Consider the following 23,377-nt stretch of genomic DNA (forward strand, 5'->3'; position numbering starts at 1 on the left):
CGGAGCAAATTTAATTTTCTTAGGAGGATAAGGTTTTGGGTAAGGGAGACAAACAAAAAGACCGTACACAGTTATCCTTAAGAACAGAAATAAGCAATGAAATGAAAGAATTGAATCGGCTTTTGCTGCAAGTGCTGCGGGTGACGCTGCGTTCAATGGGTCTGACCGGCGAAGCGCGGGCGGCTTCCTGTCTGCCTTTATATGAGCGCTGGCTGGAAGAAAGCATCCGTCTTTTAGACAGTGATCTTAACAGCGGTGAAACGGCCGCGGTTTGGGAAGAGTGGCATAAGAAGAAAAACGAATGGCTGAAAGATCCGGATATGAAAGCGCAGGCTCTGCTGGCGGATACCGTCATTCAAGCTTTGCCTGACATTTTAACAGGCAAAATAAAAGCGACTGACGTGATGTTTCCCGATTCTTCAATGGAGCTTGTTGAAGGAATCTATAAGCATAACATTCTCGCTGATTATTACAACGATGTGCTGGCAAATGAAGCGTGTATGTATGTGGAAAATGTAATTAAAAACAATCCTGATGCAAACATCCGTCTGCTGGAGATCGGAGCGGGCACCGGCGGAACGAGCAGCACACTGTTTAAAAAGCTCCGCCCCTATCAAAACCATATTCAGGAATACTGTTATACCGACTTGTCAAAAGCTTTTTTAATGCATGCCGAAAAGGAATACGGCGCGGACAATCCGTATTTGACGTATCAGCTGTTTAATGTGGAGAAGCCTGCGGCGGGCCAGGGATTACATCTGAGAACCTACGATATCGCTATTGCCGCAAACGTGCTGCATGCCACCAAAAATATCCGGAAAACCTTACGGACGGCAAAAGCCGTATTGAAAAAGGACGGTTTGCTGCTCGTTAATGAACTGGGCGGGCATACGCCGTTTACACATGTTACATTCGGCTTATTAGATGGCTGGTGGCTGTACGAAGACGAGGCGCTGCGGATTCCGGGGTGCCCCGGTCTTTATCCGGAAACATGGAAATCCGTTTTAATGGCTGAAGGCTTTCATTCCATTCAATTTCCGGCTGAAAACGAACGTCTGCACACCCAGCAGATTATCACGGCGAAAAGCAACGGGGTCATCAGGCAGAGCAGGGAAGCTTACACCGCGCAAAAGCGCCAATCAAACGTACCGCAAACATCCTCTGAGCGTCAGCTCCCCATCAAACAAGCGGGAGAGGGGCTTTCGGAAAAGACAGCGGCTTTTCTGATAAGGGCTGCGGCAAAAGTATTAAAAATGCCGGCAGAAGAGATAAATCCGCTGGCTCCCCTGGATGAATACGGCATTGACTCTATTCTGATCGTTCAGCTGACGAATGAGCTGCGGGATCTCGTCCCTGATATCAGCAGCACGCTGTTTTTTGAATACCGGACGATAGAAGAGCTTGCCGCATACTTAGCTGAAACGAAGGAGCGCGAACTGCATGCGCAATTTTCTGAAGAAGTCCGTCATACTGAAGCGGTATCATCCGGCTCTTTGCTTGAAAAAAGCACAGAGTACCTGAAACAGATCGTCAGCACCATCTTAAAGATGCCGATTGAGGACGTTCAAGCCCATACGCCCCTTGAAGAATACGGAATCGATTCCATCTTAATCGTACAGCTGACCAACCGCTTGCGGGAAGACGTCCCTGATATCAGCAGCACATTGTTCTTCGAGTATCCGACAATCGGCGGATTAGCGGAATATCTCGTCAGCTCAAGACAGGAAGATATGGCTGGGATTTTCAAGACAAATAAAGAAGCTGAAAAGACGCCGCACACTTTACAGAAAAAGCAAAGCCGGAAAAAAAGCGCCGGATTGACGAAGCGCCAAGCGGCATCTTTTTCTGAAAAAGCGCCGCCCGCTTCCGAGCCGCCGTCAAAACACCTTGAAGTGGCAATTGTCGGTCTTGCCGGGAGGTACCCCGGAGCTGAAAATGTTAATGAGTTCTGGGAACGGTTAAAGACCGGTGAACACGGAATCACCGAAATTCCAAAAGACCGCTGGGATTGGCGGGACTACTATGATGAGACAAAAGGGAAGGAAGGCCGGATGTATACAAAGTGGGGCGGCTTTTTAACAGATATTGATAAATTTGACCCGCTGTTTTTTAAAATCTCTCCGAAAGAAGCGGAGCGCATGGATCCGCAGGAGAGACTGTTTCTGGAAACCGCTTATGCGGCCCTTGAGGATGCCGGATACACCCCTGATTCACTATGCGCCGGTAAAAAGGTTGGCGTCTTTGCGGGTGTCATGAACGGCAACTATCCGACAGGGGCCCACTACCACTTTATCCCGAACCGCGTATCCTATGTGTTTGATTTTCACGGTCCGAGCATTGCGGTCGATACCGCATGCTCCTCATCCTTAACCGCCATTCATCTCGCCGCAGAAAGCATCAGAACAGGTGCATCTGAATGCGCGATTGCCGGCGGCGTAAATCTGATTACAGATCCGGTTCATTATATCGGACTTTCTTCTATGAGAATGCTGTCACCGTCAAACGCGTGCAAAGCGTTCGGTGATAAGGCTGACGGGTTTGTTGACGGAGAGGGCGTCGGCTGTATCGTGTTAAAGCCGTTGAAGAAGGCTGTTGCAGATCATGATCATATATACGGTGTCATTAAAGGAAGCGCTCTGAACGCCGGCGGCAAAACGAACGGGTTCACCGTTCCGAATCCGAATGCACAAGGGGAAGTGATCGCAGAGGCGATGGAGCGGGCAGGGATTGACCCGAGAGCAGTCAGCTATCTGGAAGCCCACGGCACCGGCACTTCTTTAGGAGATCCGATTGAAATCGCAGGGTTAACCAAGGCTTTCCGCCGCTATACGGATGCAGCGCAATTTTGTTCCATCGGTTCTGTTAAATCCAATATCGGACACCTGGAAAGTGCGGCGGGTGTTGCTGCGGTCACTAAAATTCTTCTTCAGATGAAACACGGATATCTGGTGCCGTCGCTGCACTCAAAGCAGCTGAATCCGGAAATTGATTTTGAAACTTCCCCTTTTATCGTGCAGCAGGAAACGGCGGAATGGAGACGGCCGGTCATAGAATCTGAAGGAGTAACACAGGAATATCCGAGAATCGCGGGTACATCTTCTTTCGGAGCGGGCGGAGCGAATGCCCACCTGTTGATAGAAGAGTATGAACCGGCTGAAATGACTTCGGCAGACTCCGGCCGTCCGGCGCTTTTTGTTTTATCGGCAAAAGATAAAGACCGCTTGCGCGAGCGGGCTCTGTTGCTGTCGGATGCCGCCGGAAACGGAACAATTACAGATGCAAATCTGCTTGACGCGGCATTTACCCTTCAAGTCGGCAGAGTCCCGATGGAGGAACGGCTGGCGATGACAGCGGACTCTGTTTCTGAATTGGAACAGAAGCTGACTGCTTTTCTGAATAATGCTGGTTCCGTAAGCGGGGTGTTTACAGGCCGGAGTGATAGCTCTGTCACAGAGACGGAAGGCACAGTCAGTGATTGGATGGAAAAACGTCAATTTGACAGTCTTTTGAATGCCTGGGTTCACGGGGCGCCCGTCGATTGGGCATCTTTATATAAAGGTGCGCTGCCGCATCGTATCAGTCTGCCGTCTTATCCATTTGCAAAAGAAAGCTACTGGATGAAGCGGGAAGAACCAAAAACAGGAACAACTGAATATGTGCATCCTCTTCTGCATGAAAATACGTCAACCTTGGCGGAGCAAAGCTATCATACATCTTTTACAGGCCGGGAACACGTTTTCCAGAATGTGAAAGGGGAGCGGGTTCTGTCGGCAGCCGTTTATTTAGAAATGGCGCTAGCAGCTTATCATCATGCGGCAGACAGCTCTGAAGAAAAAGAGATATGGATCCGAACGGCGGCATGGACTGACCCGATTACCGGAGGACAAGGTGCGGGCGTCAATCTCTCCCTTTTGTCTGGAGACGAGGAAGGCATCCATTATGAAATATACAGTGACGTAGAGAAGCTGCATCATTATGGAATCGTCGGACAAGGGAACATACAGCCATCCCGCGTGCTTGATATTGTCTCCTTACAAAAAGACTGCCGCCCGCTGTCATTCGATTATGAAACACCAGGCACATCAGGTGTAACCATCAGTAAGGAGTTCCGCACCGTTGAAAAGCTTTATGCGGGAGAAAATGCGGTTTGGGCGAAGCTTGCTCTTATAGATGAAAGCGGCGGCCGTAATCCGGGATATCATATACCGCCGGAATTTTTGGACGCAGCTTTTCATGTCCTGGCAAAAACGGAGCCGTCAGTCCATATCGTGCCTGAAGCAGTTGAAGAACTGCGCGTCATGCGTCCGTGTTCATCGGGCATGTGGATGTATATTAATAAAAAGAATCAAACCGGCTGTGACATTCAATTTTGTGATGAAACCGGCATTGTCTGCGCAGAAATCAAAGGGGTGAGAATGAGACAGCCGTCTCAGCAGGATCACGGGCAAGAGGAACAATCCGAGATGATGATATTTGAAGAAATGTGGACTCAGCAGCCTCTGGGGAAATCCATTCATGAAGAGCTGAAAACGGTCATCTGTTTACTTACGGGAGAAGCTGCCAGAAAGCATGCTTATCGGTCTTTACAATCCCTTTATCCGGGAACCGGCGTGTTTTTTATTTCACAGGGTGAGGAAACTCAAAAGCTTTCAAACACGCATTATCAAATTAAAATCACTGACGGACAAGCATATCAAGAAACGTTTCGGCATATTGAAACGGCTGCTGGCAAAGCGGATGCCGTTTTATATGGATGGCCGCTTGAAGATGAAAAGGCCGTGAAAGACTATTCTATTCTCTATCATGTGATCCGCGCAGCTGCTTCTTTGCGTTCTAAACCGAGGCGAATCCTTCTTTCCGCTCAGTGCGGGACCGGTACCGATATCAGTTACGCCGAGTCATGGATCGGGCTGGAACGGTCGCTGAAACTGATTCTGCCGGAGACGGATACGGCCGCGGTTTATTTTGGACAAAAAGGACCGTTTGAAAAGCTGATCCATAACGTATGTGAAGAGCTTCACAGTGAGTCGTTCCGCAGTGTCATGTACAGCGGGGAAATCCGTCACGTCATGGAAATGAAGCAGACGGATATTGCCCCTGTTGAGAAGCGTGTGATAAAAAGCGGAAAAACGTACTTGATTACCGGCGGATGCGGGGGATTAGGCTTGTTATTTGCCAGGTATTTTGCTGAAAAAGGATCGGTTACGCTCATTTTGACGGGGAGATCAGCGGCAGGCGGCCCGGTGCTGAACAAGATCAAGAGATTGGAAGAATCAGGCGCCAAGGTGTTTTACGTGCAGGCGGATGCCGCAGACCAGGCTCAGATGGAGAAAGGTTTGCAAGAAGCGAAAGAGAAAGGATGCGGGCCGATTCACGGTGTCATTCACGCTGCAGGTCTTCAAGGCACTGAAAGCATTCTGGAGAAAGATCTGCAAACCTTTCAGCAAGTCTTATCCCCAAAAGCGGACGGCACCGCAGTGTTAGATCAGGTTCTGTCACGGGAGCCGCTTGACTTCTTCTGTTGTTTCTCTTCTTCTTCAGCGATTTTAGGAGACTTCGGTTCTTGTGACTACGCAATGGGGAACCGCTTCCAAATGGCTTTTGTCCGTCATCGGGATAAACTTGTGAGCCTCGGACTCAGAAGCGGCAAGTCACTTGCCATCAATTGGCCGCTTTGGAAAGAAGGGGGGATGCATGTCGGCACGGCGGAAAGCACCGATATGTATTTAAAATCAAGCGGACAGCGTTATTTATACACAGAGGAAGGACTCGAAGCTTTTGAAACATTGTTAGTCCAGCCGTCCAGCCAGTATCTCGTCCTGGCCGGTTTTCCGTCGAGGGCCAAACGCTTCCTGCAGATAGATCAAGGCGAACGGCCGATTTCGGGTTCTGTAAACAGGAACGTCCCGTTTTCAGGAAGGCGGAGTGAAATGAAAGGCTTTACACTGGAAGAATGCGTAAGCTGGGATGTGAAGGAACTGGCGGCGGGGCTTTTGAAAATAGACAAGAACAGACTGACGGACGCTGACAATCTGGCTGATTTCGGCTTTGATTCTATCAGTTTGGCGGAATTCGCCTCTTCTTTGTCCGCTCATTACGGAATTGAAGTGACACCGGCCCTGTTTTTCGGACATTCCACACTGGAGAAGGTCGTCCGCTATTTTCTGACGGAACACAAGTCCGTCATGGAGCATGTCTATGAAGAAAAGAAACCTGAATCCGCAGATCAATCTGTCTTTGAAAAGGCAGGAACGGAAAAGCGAAAGAAGCAGAGGGGAGGAAATAAGCTGAACGCCGGAACCGAGGGCATTCAGGCAGCTGATTCCATTGCCATTATCGGCATGAGCGGCCGATTTCCTCAGGCGCGCACGGCGGACGAGCTCTGGGACATTCTGTTTCAGGAAAAGGACGTTGTCGCACCGGTCGCAAAAAAAGGCTTCACAAGTTCAAAATGGAAACTCGGCGCTGTACCGGGGGCGGACGAATTCGACCCTTTATTTTTTGAAATATCGCCGAGGGAAGCTGAAACGATGGATCCGAAGCAGCGGCTGCTTCTTCAGGAAGCATGGAGGGCCCTTGAGGACGCCGGCTACGGCGCCAGTCACATCAGGCAGCAGACGATCGGTATGTTTGTGGGGGCGGAAGAAGGAGATTATCACCTTTTAACACGGGACAAAGGCAATGTCACGTCTCATCATAACGGTATTTTGGCGGCGCGGCTGGCTTATCACTTGAATTTGTCAGGTCCTGTGATGGCGATAAATACTGCATGTTCTTCGGGGCTCGTTTCTGTCCATCAGGCGGTATTAAGCCTGCAGAATAAAGAGTGCACAACAGCTGTTGCGGCCGGGGTGAATATCATGAATACCCCGGACTTTTTTGAAACGATAGATAAAGCCGGAATGCTGTCGGAAAACGGGAAATGCTTCGCGTTTGATAAAAGGGCTGACGGCATGGTTCCGGGGGAAGCGGCCGCGGCGGTTGTTCTTAAGCCGCTGAGAGAGGCGGAAGCGGATGGTGATCCGATTTACGGGGTGATTCGGGCGAGCGGCATCAATTATGATGGGAAAACAAACGGAATTACCGCTCCGAGCGGCGTCGCGCAGACCCGGCTGCTTACTTCCGTATATGACCGGGGCCGTATCAACCCTGAAGATATCGAATATATCGTCACACACGGCACGGGGACAAAACTCGGTGATCCGGTGGAAATTAACGCGCTTTATGACGCGTTTTCTGCCTATACAGACAAAGAAGCATTTTGCGCGCTCACATCAATTAAAACCAATATCGGCCACACGTTTGCCGCGTCAGGCATTGTCAGTTTGATCAGTCTGTTACAGGCGTTCTCCCGTGAAATGATTCCCGCCAGTCTGCATTGCAGCGGGGAAAACCGCTATATCAACTGGGAGAAGAGTCCTTTTTATGTGAATAAAACGGGTAAACCGTGGCCTTCTCTGCCGGATAAAAACCGAATGGGGGCAGTCAGCGCATTCGGGATGAGCGGAACAAACGCCCATGTCGTTATGGAAAGCTATAAGCGCAGCGTTTCACCTCATCGGGATGCCCCTGCATATTTACTGACTTTGTCTGCAAAAACAAAGGATGCCCTTCAGGAAAAAATCGAAGATATGATCACTTGGGCGGAAAATGGCGGACTGAAAGAAAATGATCTAGCCCAGCTCAGCTATACGTTGCTAAAAGGACGGCATCACTTTAACCATCGCGCCGCCATCGTGGTTCAAGATGCTGATGACGCAGTGTATGTATGGAAGCAGGCAAAGCTTAATGAACATCACCCTTATGCGTTTTCGGGAAAAGTACCGCAGCACTTTGCAGGCCGTCAGCACATTCAGGAGCACATAATAGAAGTGCTCGGCAAGTGCAGCGCCTCATATTCTGACCATAGAAAATATCAGGAGCTGTTATGCGTGCTGGCAGATTTTTATTGTCAAGGTTATGAAATCGAAGGGGACTTGCTTTATGGCGGACCTTTGCCGCGAATCGGCAATCTGCCGGGCTACCCGTTTGCCAGGCAGACGTATTGGGCGTCCGATCTTCAGAGAGAGCTAGAAAGCCGGACTTCAGCTGAACGTGAAAAGCTTCACCCGCTGCTCCATGCGAATACATCGACCTTTACCGCCCAGCGCTTTACTTCTGTTTTTTCAGGGCGTGAACCGTTTTTTGCCGATCATATCGTCAATGGAAAACCGGTGCTTCCGGGCGCGGCTGCTTTAGAAATGGCCCGGGCTGCCGTTACGCTTGCCGCTGAAGACTTGCCGGGCGGGAAAGCGGGTGTCCGGCTCAAACAGATCGTTTGGCTCCGTCCGGTGACGGCGCTTTCTGAAGGAGTGACGCTTCATGTAAAGCTTCAGCCGGAAGAAAACGGAGACATCGCTTTTGAAGCGTATGCCGAAGGAGAAGAGCCGCTTGTCTTTTTCCAGGGAAAGGCCGTGCTCGAAGAGACGGAGCGTGCTCCTGTACTCGATGTGGAAGCGGTTCAGGCGCGCTGCTGTGGCCGGCGCATGTCAAAGGCTGAGTGCTATGAAGCATTCGACAGCCTCGGCATTACCTACGGACCGTCTCATCAGGCGCTTGACGCCGTCTATGCCGGGAGTGGAGAAGTGCTCGCGAAGCTCACTCTTCCGCCGTCCGCCCGCGAAGAAAAGGAACCGTTCATCCTGCATCCGAGCATGCTGGACGCCGCCCTTCAGGCTTCTATCGGTCTCGTGCTCTCAGACGGTTCCGCGTCCGGACGGCCGTTTCTGCCGTTTGCCCTGCAGGATATGCAGGTGTTTTCTGCGTGCCGTGAGACGATGTGGGCGGTGCTTTCCTCAGCGGACGGCGCCTATCATATTGAGCTGTGTGATGAAAACGGCGCGGTATGTGTCCGATTGACGGGACTCACCGCCCGTTTTCTGGAAGAGGAAACGGAGGAAAAACCGCTCTTGCTTCAGCCAAAGTGGCAGGACTCACCGCCGGGTGAAGGCGGACAAGAAGAGTCTTTCAGATACGTGACGCTGTATGGCGGAATGAATGCGGAAGACATAAGCGGCGCCGTACGTGCGGCTGACGGCGAAGGTCCGCTTGGGGACCGTTATGACGCCTGCGCGGCGGAGCTGTCAGCGATCGTCACGCGTCTTATCAAAGAAAAACAGAAGAAAAAAACGCTGATCCAGCTTCTTGTCCCCGACAGGGGGGAAGACAATGTATTGGCGGGGCTGGCCGCTTTCCTGAAAACGGCTCACCTTGAACATCCGAAGCTGTACGGCCAAGTCATCCAAGCCGATCCGGACGAGTCAGCATCATCGCTTCTTGCCAAACTGAAAGAAAACCGGGCGCATCCTGAACAAGCGGAAATCCGTTATGAAGACGGCAAACGTCTCGTCAGAAACTGGGGTCATCTGCCGGCCTCTCAAAGCGGCGCCGTTCCGTGGAAAGACGAAGGGGTTTACCTCCTCACCGGGGGAGCGGGCGGCATCGGACTGATTTTCGCTGAAGAAATAGCCTCCCGCGTCAAAAACGCCGTCCTCGTATTAACGGGAAGGGCGGAAGCGCTTGATGAAGACCGCTCCGCCCGCTTACGGCGCTTGGAAGCGTCGGGTGCCCGCGTATTGTATCAACCGGTTGACGTGACAGACAGAGCGGCGGTCATCGCCCTCGTCCGCGGCATACAGGAGGAGCACGGAACACTCGACGGGATCATTCACGGCGCCGGCGTGATTGCTGACAACTACATTCTGAACCAGACAGAAAACGAACGGAAGACCGTCATGGCGCCGAAAGTGAAAGGGCTTATCAATCTTGATGAAGCAGCGAAAGATGTGCGGCTGGACTTTTTCATTCTGTTTTCTTCCTTGGCGGGAGGCATGGGAAATCCGGGGCAGGCCGGTTATGCGGCAGCCAACGCATTTATGGATGTTTATGCAGCCCGCCGAAACCGTCTCGTGCGGGACAACAAGCGGAGCGGGCAGACTCTGTCCGTCAACTGGCCGCTTTGGGAAGAGGGCGGTATGCGCGTGGACAAAGAGACCGAACGGCTGATGTATGAACAGACCGGAATGAAAGCCATGCGATCGGCTTCAGGCATCCAAGCGCTTTATGCCGCTTTTGCCTCCGGAGAACACCAGGTCATGGTGGCGGAGGGCGATGAAAAACGGATTCGCAGCCATATTTTCGATCTGGGCGAAGAACAAAGCGCCGCCGGACAAGCTGCGGCAGAGACAGATGCAAGAGATCTGAAAGATCGGGTTCAAGAGAAACTAAAGCGGCATGTATCAGATCTTTTAAAGGTAAGCATTAAAGATATTGAGGCTGACAGCGAACTGACGGAATACGGATTTGATTCGATCATCTTCACTGAATTTACAAATCTATTAAATCGGTCTTACCAGCTTGAGCTCAGCCCGACTATCTTCTTTGAATTTCCGACATTGCGCAAACTGAGCGGCCATTTGATATCAGAATGGAAAGAAGCATTCAGCGGCTTAGAAAGAGAGAGTTTAAAAACCGCCCCAAAAGCCGGAAAAAGAAAAGCTGAAGCTCCGGCGGCCGTTCATGTCAAGCGGGAAACGCCCGTATCCGTAAAAGGAAAATCAGAAGAAAAAACCGAACCGATAGCCATTATCGGAATCAGCGGTATTTTTCCGCAAGCGAAAGACATAGATGAATTCTGGACACGTTTATCAAAAGGAGAGCATTGCATTACAGAAATTCCCCGAGATCGCTGGGATTGGCGTGAATATGACGGCGATCCGGCAGCGGATGCAAATAAAACGTCAATTAAATGGGGCGGTTTTATAGATGGAATCGCCGGGTTTGACCCGCTGTTTTTCGGGATATCTCCGAAAGAAGCTGAAATGATGGATCCTCAGCAGCGTCTATTAATGATGTATGTGTGGAAAGCCATTGAAGACGCGGGGTACTCAGCAAAACGGATTGCCGCAACAAAAACCGGCATTTTCACCGGCACATTGGGAAGCGGATATCAAACCTTAATCAATAAGGCGGGTCTTCCTGTCGAGGGGTATACGATGACCGGAATCGTGCCGTCCGTCGGGCCGAACCGGATGAGTTATTTTCTTGATATTCACGGGCCGAGCGAGCCGGTAGAAACCGCTTGTTCAAGCTCTTTAGTCGCCATTCACCGCGCGGTAAAAGCCATTGAAACGGGAGATTGTGATATGGCGGTCGCAGGGGGCGTCAACACGATCGTCACGCCTGAAGGGCATATCGGTTTTCAAAAAGCAGGCATGCTCAGTGAAGACGGGCGCTGCAAAACATTTTCTGACCAGGCTGACGGTTATGTCAGAGGAGAGGGTGCCGGCATGATTGTCTTGAAAAAGCTTTCAGAGGCTGAGCATGACAGAGATCACATCTACGGCCTCATCCGCGGTACAGCGGAAAATCACGGCGGACGCTCAGCGTCACTTACCGCGCCGAACCCGCAGGCTCAGACGGATGTGCTGAAAAGCGCTTATCAAAAAGCCGGTATTCACCCGTCAACGATCACTTATATAGAAGCGCACGGAACCGGAACGGCACTCGGAGATCCGATTGAAATCAATGCATTGAAAAAAGCTTTCCAAACAGACGGTGCTCCGGGCGGGTATTGCGGGATAGGCTCAGTGAAGACAAATATCGGACATTTGGAGCTCGCAGCAGGCATTGCGGGCGTTATCAAAGTATTGATGCAGCTGAAACATCGGACGCTCGCCAAAAGTCTGCATTGCGAGACCATCAATCCCCATATCAAATTGAAGGACAGCCCGTTTTACATTGTGACAGAAACAAAGGAGTGGGAAGCGCTGCGTGATGAAAACGGCCGGGTCCTGCCCCGCCGGGCGGGTGTAAGCTCATTCGGTTTCGGAGGAGTCAATGCGCATATCGTTATTGAAGAATACATGGGCAAAAGTGAGACGGAACAGCCGGAAACCCGTGAGAAAGCGTCATCTCTTTTTGTTTTGTCGGCTAAAAATGAAGAGCGGCTGAAAGAAAGAGCGCGTCTCCTTCGCGATTTTATCAAAAACGGATCATCCCGCCATATCGATCTTGCAGATGCCGCATACACACTGCAGACCGGACGGGACGCGATGGAAGCGAGGCTGGGAATCATTGCAGACTCCGCAGAGGAACTGACTGAAAAACTGAACGCGTTTCTGTTGGGAAAAAACAGCGAAGATATCATCAGCGGCCGTAAAAAACGCGAGAATAACACGATCTCCATGTTCTCAGACGATGAAGACGCTGCTGACCTCGTCAGCGCCTGGATTGAGAAAAAGAAATACAAGAAAGTGCTGCGGCTCTGGGCAAACGGATTTGATACGGATTGGGAGCAGCTGTATACGGACAGTAAGCCGCGCCGCATCAGCCTGCCCTCCTATCCGTTCAGAGCAGACCGCTATTGGGTGCCGAAACTGGAGCAGCTGCCGCTTTCTAATCAAAAAACAGTATTATTGCAGAAAACATGGGAGCCTTGCGAAGCAGTGTCTTCATCCGAGCCATTCAGCAAATTAGCGCTCATCGTCTCCGAGGATACAAAAGACCTTGCCGCCGAGGTGAAAAAACAGCTGAATGATGCTGACATTGTGCAGGAAAATCAGCTCATCTCTTTCTTACAGGATCCGAATGCGGACATCTATTCCGGGTTTATTGACTTCACCGGCTGCGGCTCCCGGCAAAAGCGGCAGGACATCAGCTGGGCGGCATCGCTGCAGCAGCTGATTGAATACGGCCGCGGACAAGAAAACATGAAAATGCTTTATCTTACAAAAGGGCTTGAATCTTTCAAAAATAAGGCTGCCGCTATGCATGGTATTGAAAAAGCGGGGCTTTATCGCATGCTGCGGCATGAATATAGCCATATTCTCACCTGTCACGCCGATATTGATCCTGAAGAGCCGCTGGAGCAGACAGCCGCTTTTATTAAAAAAGAAATTGAATCAGACTTAACGGAGTCTGCTGTTTGCTACAGGGACGGCATGCGCTTCAGCTATGTTCTTCGACAGACTGATCAGATTGAACCAGAAGCCGTGCAAACAGACCGGACTGTGTTTCCAAAAGACGCCGTCCTGATGATAACCGGAGGAACGCGCGGACTCGGCGCTTTATGCGCCAAGCATTTCGTTTCCGCATACGGTGTGAAGAAACTGCTTCTGACAGGCAGAAAGGAGCTGCCGCCGAAAACCGAGTGGGATCTTGAGCAAACAGACCCTGTTGTTTCGGAAAAAATACAGCTTATCCGGCAGCTGGAATCACAAGGCGTAAAAGTGTGCGTCTCAGCAGTTGATCTGACGGATAAGCAGGCCGTCGGACGGCTTATAAAAGAGGTAACCTCAACGCTCGGACCTGTCGGAGGCATTCTGCATTGCGCGGGAATTGCGGACCGTGAAAACCCTGCTTTTCTCCGCAAATCCAAAGACAGTATCGCTCGGGTGCTCGCCCCGAAAGCAGACGGCCTCCACGGTCTGTATGAGAGTGTAAAGGATGATGCGCCGGCATTTTTCGTCCTGTTTTCATCTGTCTCGGCAGCCGTCCCGATTCTTGCGGCGGGTCAGAGCGATTATGCGATGGCTAATTCTTATATGGACTATTTTGCAGAAAACAATGAGAGCGGCATCATTAGCATACAATGGCCGGCATGGGATGAGACGGGCATGAGCAGGGATACAAAAAGCGGAATGTATCAGCAAACGGGATTGCTGCGGCACTCTGACGCGGAAGGTCTCAAGATGCTTGATTACATTTTAAGAGAAAGACCCGGAGCTGTCGTGCTGCCGGCACAAGTGAAACATGATTGGGACATCAAAGCGCTGGAAAACGCCAAGCCAGCCGCCCATAAAGGAATGAGAACAGCTGCCAAACCTCCTGAAACAAAAAAACGGGAACATAACCGGATTGATATTCAATCTTGGCTGAAGTCGCTTTTGGCAAAAGAGCTGAGTATCGATGAAACGCATATGGATATCGATGTGCCTTTTCAGGAATACGGAATGGATTCTATCTTTCTGGCGCAAGTGCTGACAAAGATTGATCAAAAACTGCCGTCCGTTTCAATTGATCCGACTGTCCTTCTGGAACACCCTACTATAGAACAGCTCGCGGATTATTTAGCCGCACATTGTCCGGAAGCTTTTTCGGCAGATGCAGCGGTTCCCGCGGAGAAGTTCCCTTTGCAGAAGACACCGAAACGGAGCAAAAAAACGGCAGATAAGCCCGGGAAACGGGGAAAGGTTGCGATAATCGGCATGGCCTGTCATTTTCCGAAAGCGGGGGATATAAAAGAATTTTGGAAGAATCTCCGCAGCGGAACGGATGCCGTCACTGAAGTTCCGTCGGACAGATGGAACGCCGGGGAACACTATCAGTCGGGTGAATATCAAGAAGGAAAAAGCATCAGTAAATGGGGCGGTTTTATTCACGATATTGATCAATTTGACCCGGGGTATTTTAATATTTCAGAAACGCTGGCACCGATGATAGATCCGCTGCAAAGGCAGTGGCTCGAAGTGAGCGCGGAAGCTTTGGCCGATGCCGGTTATAAAAAAGAGGATCTCTGGGGCCGCCGTATCGGCGTTTTTGCCGGTGCAAGGGCAGGTGCGTTTCATCAGAAATTTCAATATTTGCAAAAAGACGCGATTATCGGCGCGGGGCAAAATTTTATTACCGCACATATGGCGCACATTTATAACTTTACAGGGCCCAACCTGGTCGTAGATACCGCCTGCTCCAGTTCGCTTACGGCAATTCATTTGGCCGTGCAGGCTATTCAAAATGGAGAAGCGGAGGCGGCCTTTGCGGGCGGGGTTGACATTTTGCTTGATGAAAAACCTTTTCTCACAATGAGCGCGGCGAGAATCTTATCGCCAAATGGCCGTTCAAAATCTTTCGATGCCGATGCGGACGGAACAGGAATCGGAGAGGGCTGCGGCGTGCTGATGCTGAAGCCGCTCGAAAAAGCGATAGAAGACGAAGATAAAATATACGGCGTTATTGACGGATCTGCGATAAATAATGACGGCAGCACAATGGGCGTGACGACGCCGAATCCCCGGGCGCAGCAGGACTTGATTGAGCAGGCGGTTCAATCGGCGGAAATCGATCCGGACACCATGACGTACGTAGAGACGCACGGAACCGGTACATTGATCGGCGACCCGATTGAATTAAAAGGATTAACCAATGTCTTGTCTGCTTATTCCGATGAAAAACAATTTTGCGGTGTAGGAAGCGTCAAAAGCAATATCGGCCACTTGCTGAGTGCGGCGGGCGCGGCGGGAATCATCAAAGTTTTGCTGGCGATTGCCAATGAAGAACTGCCGCCGACTTTGCATTGCCATAAACCGAACCCCCGCTTTCAATTTAATGATTCGCCGCTTTATCCTGTGCTTGAGCTGAAGCGGTGGAACGGAAAAAAAGAGATACTCAGGGCCGGGGTCAGCGCGTTCGGCTTGGGCGGGAATAACGCTCATATTATTGTCAGCAACGAAGGAATTCCGAAAGAACGAAAAGCGGCCATGGAACCGAAAGGCGGCCAGACAGTATACCGAAAACAGCGGTATTGGCCTGAAAAAGCACAGTTGTCCGATGCGGAAGAAAATGAGGCGGGCACAGAAGCAATGTTTGAAATAAGCGAGGTGTGATAGATTGGCAGTTGCTACCGATCAGGTCAAAACGTTCCTGCAGAAAATCAGCCATACGAATTATATCGTCCGGGATCATCGCGTTCATCAAATCCGCGTCCTCCCGGGCGTGACTTTAATAGATATGCTGTATCGGCTCGCCGCCGGGTATCTCGGTGAACGGCCTATAGAATTAAGACAGATTATTTTTAAGCAGCCTGTTGTAACATCTGAAGAGTTTGATAAACACCTGTATGTCACCTTTACGCCGGCGCGTGACAGCTGGAAAGTTGAGATCACAAGCGAAAAAGCAAAAAACGGCACACCGCTTGGCGGAAAACGGGATGAGAATATGGAATGTCAGCTTTATTTGCAAAAAAACACGCCCCGGGCAAAAGAGCTGAATATTGAAGCGTTCATAAAAAACGCAAGCCGAAAATGGGATATGCATGACATTTACGGAATTGCAAGAAGAAGCCATATTGAGCATGGCGAGTTTATGAAAAATGAAGGGGCCGTTTATCAGCTTCAGGATAAAGAAGAATTAATGGAGCTCAGTCTGAGTGATTTGGCTGAAGGATTCCGGGAGAAATTTAAGGCGCATCCGGCTTTTTTAGATGCGTCCACCCTTGCCGGCTCTTCCTTTGCATTGTCAGCCCAAAAGCAGAATGACACACCTTATATTCCTTTTATGATCAATCGTTTTTGCATATATCAGCCGTTTCCGAAAACGATTTACACTTATTCTGCGAAAAACAGCCGCACTGAAAGCGGCGCATCAGATAGGGAACCTGATTTTTATTCGGCCGACTTCACGATTTACGACAGGGCAGGGAACGTATTGGCTGAATGTGAGAAACTGACAGTAAAAAGGGTCAGACAAGCGAATATGATTACCCATCTGATAGACAAAGAGAAGCCGCCTCAGCAGAACAGAAGCGGCCGTGGCGAGCCCGAAAGTCCTGTTGTCGCAGAAGACGTGTCTGAACAGCAAACGCCGGAACAAAACATGGTGACTTACATAAAGTCGGAAATCGCCAGGTTGATCAATCGTCCGGCACAGGATATTGATGTGCGGAAAGGCTTTTATGATATGGGGCTTGACTCGGCGCATTTGCTGAAGCTTGTAAAGATATTAGAGCAGACTTTTCAGCAGCAGTTTTATCCGACACTGCTTTTTGAATATTCGTCTGTCCGCCGCCTTGCGGATTACCTTATCAATGAAGCGGGCTGTGTGCTGAAAGATTCAGCTGAAGAACGGCATACATCAGACGCTGACATTGCTGATGAGGTTCTGTTTTTTGAACCCGCCTGGAAAGATCAGCCGCTGGAAACGGCGGTGCGGAACGGGCAAAAACACACCCGTCATCTCATTATCGCTGCCGATGCAGGACCCCGTCTCACCGATGAACTCGGCACATATTGCCCGGAAGCGGAAGTGATAGAACTAAAAAGGGAGCATGAGGTTGCAGATGAGCAGTTTGAAGCAGATGCCGAGCGCATATTTCGTATGCTCAAACGGGAACTGACAGACCATCCGAAAGAACATACATTGATTCAGCTTGTATGCGCCGCTGAGAATGGAGCGGCATTGTCTTCCGCTCTCGGGGCTATGCTGAAAACGGCACATCTTGAAAATCCGGCTTTTCGCACTCAGGTGATCACCTTCTGTAACAAGAATGAGAGATTGCCAAGTGAGACGGCCGCAATCATTAGAACAGAAGCAGACTGCTCTTATGCGGGCTGCACAGACATTCGGTATAAAGACAATATGCGGCAGATCAGATTGTTCGAACGTATTGAGAAACCGGGCGGGCAGACACAATCTCCTTGGAAACAAAACGGCGTATATGTCATTACAGGAGGCCTCGGCGGTCTTGGATTTCTGCTTGCCCGTCACCTTGCAGAAAAAGAAAAGGTGAAGCTGGCACTCATCGGCCGTTCGCCGGAACAGTCTGAGAAGATCAGCAGACTGAAAGCATTGGGCGCAGAAGTTCTTTACGTTCAAGCGGACATCGGCAGCAAAGCCGAAACAGAGCGGGCATTTGCTCTGATTACAGAAACTTTCGGCCGGCTGACGGGCATTTTTCATTGCGCCGGTGTTTTAAAAGATCAATTTATCATCCAAAAAGACAGTTCTGACTTGAAGCGGGTGTTCCTGCCGAAAATCAGCGGCCTGATTCATGCGGACGAAGCTTCACGGCATGAACCGCTTGAGTTTTTCGCCGTATTTTCCTCATTCTCGGCGTTGGCCGGAAATGCGGGCCAGACAGATTACGCCGCAGCGAACGCTTTTATGGATGAATATATGAAATATCGCGATTGCAAAGCGAAAAAAGGCGAACGGGCCGGGGCTTCTATGACGATCAACTGGCCGCTTTGGGAAGATGGCGGCATGCAGGTTGACAGCTTGATGAAAGAGATCATGAATGATGCAACTGGCACCAGCCCGATTCCGGCCGGGGAAGGGATGGCTTCACTTGAATATATGCTGCGTCTCGGCAAGCTGCAATCCGTTATTTTATACGGGAAGGAGCCGGCTGTAACTGAAAGCATGGCCCGATTGGTTCCGATGGCAGACAAGAACCGCTCTTCATTATCCCATGCAGCTGTCAAGAGAAGGAGCCGAAAACAAGAGAGACACACAGAAGAGCACGATATTGCGGTCATCGGATTGGCGGGAAGATACCCGCAGGCGGGAAGCATCGATGAATTTTACCAAAATCTGCGTTCAGGTAAAGACAGCATCACAACAATGCCGAAAGACAGATGGAAAGGTTATCCTTTCACATATGAAGCAGATCAGTTCTATCGTTACGGAGGATTTTTAGATCGCATAGACTGCTTTGATCCGCTGTTTTTCAATCTGACTCCGCGCCAGGCTGAAATGATGGACCCGCAGGCGCGGCTTTTTTTAGAGACGGCTTGGGAAGCTTGTGAAGATGCCGGTTTTTATCAGGACAGAACGGTGCGCGGGCTATCTTCACAAAAGAGAAAACGCGTCGGGGTATTCGCAGGTGTGTTTTGGAGCCATTATGAGCTGTTCGGCGCTGAGATCACACAGCGGGGCACACCGCTGTCTATGGGCGTGACGCCTGCCTCTGTTCCGAATATCGTGTCTCACTGCCTGAACTTTACAGGACCGTCAATGGCTGTTGATACGATGTGCTCTTCTTCGCTCACATCCATACATTTGGCATGTGAAAGCATTAAAAGGGGAGAGTGCGAATTCGCCATTGCCGGCGGTGTTAATGCGGTCACACATCCGCATAAATATGCGTTTTTGGCGAATGCCGGATTTCTGTCTTCAGAAGGCGTCTGCAAAAGCTTCGCCGCCGGCGGTGACGGCTATGTGCCGGGAGAAGGCGTCGGCGCGGTGTTGCTGACAACCGTTCAAGAAGCGGAAAGAATGGGCTGTCCGATATATGGCGTCATAAAAGGCTCCGCTTTAAACCATGTCGGAAAAACATCCGGTTTGACCGTGCCTGATCCGGCATCACAGGCGGAAGTCATTACAGATTCTTTTCAGAGTGCCGGCATTGATCCGGAGACATTGAGCTATATTGAAGCCCACGGAACAGGTACGTCTTTGGGGGATCCGATTGAAATTGAAGGGCTGAGCCGCGCTTTCCGCAAATGGACAAACAAGAAGCGGTTTTGCGCCATCGGCTCTGCCAAATCAAATATCGGCCATTTAGAAGGAGCCGCCGGAATCGCCGGATTAACAAAGGTGCTTTTGCAGCTGAAGCATGGAGAAATCTTTCCGTCATTGCACGCGGACACGCTGAATCCCCATATTCCGTTTCAGGACACACCGTTTTATGTGGCGGACCGGCTGGTAGAATGGGAACGGCCGTTACATCCTGACCAGCCGAGAAGAGCGGGTTTAAGTTCTTTTGGCGCCAGCGGGAGCAATGCCCATTTTGTCATAGAAGAATATCTGCCGCCGCAGGCTGAAAAGAAATCGGTGAGTATACGGGAAGACGAGCCGGTTCTGTTTCTGCTTTCGGCAAAAAATGAAGAACGCCTATTGGAATATGTAAAACGGTATGACCGCTTTTTACGGGAAAAAGAAGTCGACCTTAAAGACCTAGCCTACACGCTTCAAGCTGGCAGAGAAGCGATGCCTGAACGGCTGGCATTTATCGTTACATCCGTTTGCGGCCTGCAAGCGAAACTGAAGGATATGCTTGAACGGAAAACAGAAATTGAAGGGTGTTTCCGCGGACGTGCTCAAGATGATATGTCATCAAGTGGAATGGCCGAGCTTTTGAAAAACAAGCAATATTCCGGATTGCTCACTGAGTGGACAAAAGGAGCCGCCGTTGACTGGAGCCAGTTATACGAAGGAGAGAAGCCGAAACGGGTCAGCCTTCCTGTATATCCGTTCGCGAAGGAGCGGTATTGGGTGCCTGTGCCTGCGGATATCCGGAAACAGACAGACGAATCGGTAGAAAACCAAAAGATCATTCTGCAAAAAGACTGGAAGCAGCAAGATCCGGCGGAATCTGAAGCATTATCAGGAACAGTAATGATACTTGCAACTGATAAGACGAGACGATTGGCCGATGCTCTTTTTAAAGGAAACGGCCATATTGAAACGATCCGCTTCATCCATCAGGCAAAAGACGGCGCCGATTATTACGCTGCCGCATCGGGGCGAAACCTTTACGGCAGAGTGCGGGAGTCTCTTAAAAACAAACAGATACTCGGGGTCATCGACATAACCGCATATGATGCGGAATATGAACGGCAGGAAGAGATAGAACACGGAAAGCTTGCCTTTTTACAGCAGGCTCTTGAATCATTCCGTCATAGAGGCGCTGTGTTCAGTCAAGTGACACACCGCCTCCAGCCTTTCAAGGAAAGTAAACCTCTGATGCAAGGGGCGAAAACGGCGGGGCTGTACCGGATGCTGGGCGCTGAGTATACCAACATCCATTCTTTTACGATAGATAGCGATTGTGAGATTGAGCATACAGAAGAATTAAGCAGACAGATTGAGACTGAATTTTTACAGCCGCGGGCCAAAAGCGGCAGTGAATGCTGCTACAGGCTGAATCGCCGTTATGTGCCGTTTCTGAAGCAGGGTATGAATGTTTCGGCGGCGCCTGAGCTTTCCTATTCGTCTGATGATGTGCTGTTAATAACGGGCGGATCGCGCGGGATCGGCGCAATTGCGGCGGAGCATGCCGTTTCACGCGGATGCAGGAAACTGGTCATCATGGGGCGGGAGCTGCTTCCCGATTCCTCAGAGTGGGCAGACATGAAAAAGGACGGCATTCTCCCGGAAAAAGCCGAGCGGATGCAGAGGTTAGCCGAGCGGGGCGCGGAGATCCGTTATTACAGCGTTTCTCTTACGGATCAAAAGAGCCTCCGGAAAATGACGGACAGCATCCGCGGCACGATGGGACCGATTACCGGCGTTTTTCATTGCGCGGGTGCAATGGGAGAACACCCCGCTTTTTATAACAAAACCGAAACGGAAATCGAAAGCGTTTGCGTGCCGAAAGTAACAGGGCTTCGCGGTCTCTATGAAGCCGTTCAGAATGAGCCGCTGTCGTTTTTTATTTTGTTCTCATCCGTTTCGGGGCAGATCCCTTCGCTTGCTGCGGGGCAAAGTGACTACGCGATGGCTAATTCATTTATGGACTCATTTGCAAATCATCAAGCAGGTAAAGGGAACGTGTTTGTTAAAGCCGTTCAATGGCCCGTCTGGAAAGAAACCGGCATGGCTGAAGGCCTGCCGGAAACACCTGCTTATCAAAAATCAGGACTTTCCAGACTGTCTGCCGAGGACGGACTGAAGTTTTTAGATTACATCATATTAAACGGACAAAGCTGCGGAATTCCTTGTGTTCCCGAAGACAGTGAGGCTGATTTTGGTGATCTTTTGAAGGTGAAGAAATCTGAAGCTCCCGTGAAAAAAAGCATTTCCAGTGACCAAAAGGTGAAGGATACGATTCGCCAATGGGTGCGCACCGTTTTCAGCGAAGAACTGAAAATGACGGATGAGCAGATAAAAGATGATATGCCGTTTGATGAATACGGGATTGACTCAATACTCTTTGCGGAATTGGTTCAATCATTGCAAAAACGCATCAGCATAAAGTTAACACCGTCCTTAATGCTTCAATATCAAACGATTACAGAAATGGTTGACTATTTCGCAGTGCATCATGAAGCCGATTTTGTGACAAAAGAAAATGGTTTCGTTCAAGACAGGGACCTCCAGCCTGATTTAACCGCCTCCGCTGAAGAGAGAACATCCATGAAGCCGAAAGCGGATACCGAAGACGATATTGCCGTCGTCGGCATGTCCTGCCGTTTTCCGGGGGCGGGCGGAACGGATGCTTTTTGGGAGCTGCTGATGAAAGGGAACACCGCCATCCGGCCTGTCCCCGCATCGCGCTGGCATGCAACAGCACATACAAAGGATTATGCGGGGTGGATAGATGATATCGACATGTTTGATGCAGGCTTTTTCGGCATCTCTGAAAAAGACGCGGCAATTATGGACCCGCAGGCGCGGATCATATTAGAAGAAGCGGTTCATTCCGTTTATGATGCCGGGTACGGCCAAAACGATTTGTCGGGCCGGAAAGTCGGCGTGTACATCGGCGGCAGGGCGCAGCCTTCAGCCGGTATGGAACATATCTTGCAAGCGCCTAATCCGATTTTGGGAGCAGGGCAAAACTATTTGGCGGCCAATATTTCACGATTTTTTAATGTCACAGGGCCGAGCCTTGTCGTGGATACAGCATGTTCCTCAGGGCTGATCGGGCTGTCCTTTGCAAAAGATGCCCTTTTGGCCGGAAGGATTGACGCGGCCTTAGTCGGTTCAGTGAGTCTGCTCTTATCTCCGTCCGCGCACCGGTTATTCGGAGCGCGCCATATTTTAAATGAGAACGGCGTGTTTCATATATTCGACCGTGAATCAGCGGGAGAAGTGCTCGGAGAAGGAGCGGGGGCGGTGTTTATCAAGCGATTGAGCGATGCGGTGCGGGACGGAGACCGCATTTACGGCGTCATAAAAGCCGTCTCGGTAAACAATGACGGCCGGACGCTCGGTCCCGGTTCACCGAATATAAGAGCGCAGAGAGACGTCATTCAAACTGCGCTTAATATGGCGGAAAAGTCGCCCGAAGACATTGGATATATAGAAGTGAACGGAGGCGGTTCCCCAATCGTTGATTCAGTGGAAATCAAGGCGCTCTCAGATGTCTATCAGCTGAACCGGAAAACGCTTCTGCCCTGCCGGATCGGATCGGTGAAACCGAATGTAGGGCATTTGCTTCTGTCTTCAGGTCTTGCGGGCTTCATCCGATGTGTGCTGAGCGTCTACCATAAGCGGATTCCGCCTTTCTTATCAGCGCGTGAGCCATTTGAACATTATGACTTTGAAGCGTCGCGTATTCATTTTAATCGTGAACCCGTTGATTGGCATTCAGAGAAGAAACCCCGCGTCGCAGCTCAGAGTTCATTTCCTGACGGCGGGACAAATGCTCATATCCTCGTTGAAGAATACAGAGGTGAAAGGCAGCGGGAAAATCACCGAACGCCCCAGCCGCCGGAATTCAGAAAAAAACACTACCCGCTTTTGGGCAGCTGGAACAGCACGGAGAATGAAGCGGAAAAAACAAGTAATGAAAAAACGGACATTGCGGATCTTTTAAAGAGATATGAGAAAAAAGCAGAGACAAGCACTGCACCTGCAGACTCGTTTTGGCAGGTGACAACGTGACGTTTTTAAAAGG

At 50.4% G+C, this 23,377-nt stretch carries 2 protein-coding genes; both read left to right on the forward strand.

The genetic code is table 11. The annotated features are described in order from the left end of the window. The first annotated feature begins 35 nt into the window (after window positions 1-35). Window positions 36-15,641 (forward strand): SDR family NAD(P)-dependent oxidoreductase, encoded by a 15,606-nt coding sequence (locus ACQE26_RS12240; RefSeq protein ID WP_500469560.1) that lies wholly within the window; start codon window positions 36-38, stop codon window positions 15,639-15,641. 4 nt (window positions 15,642-15,645) lie between these two features. Then, window positions 15,646-23,364, forward strand: coding sequence for a type I polyketide synthase (locus ACQE26_RS12245; protein WP_500469562.1), 7,719 nt, complete (start codon window positions 15,646-15,648; stop codon window positions 23,362-23,364). Window positions 23,365-23,377: the final 13 nt, after the last annotated feature.

It is taken from the genome of Bacillus sp. 5RYD7K (genome assembly GCF_059831465.1).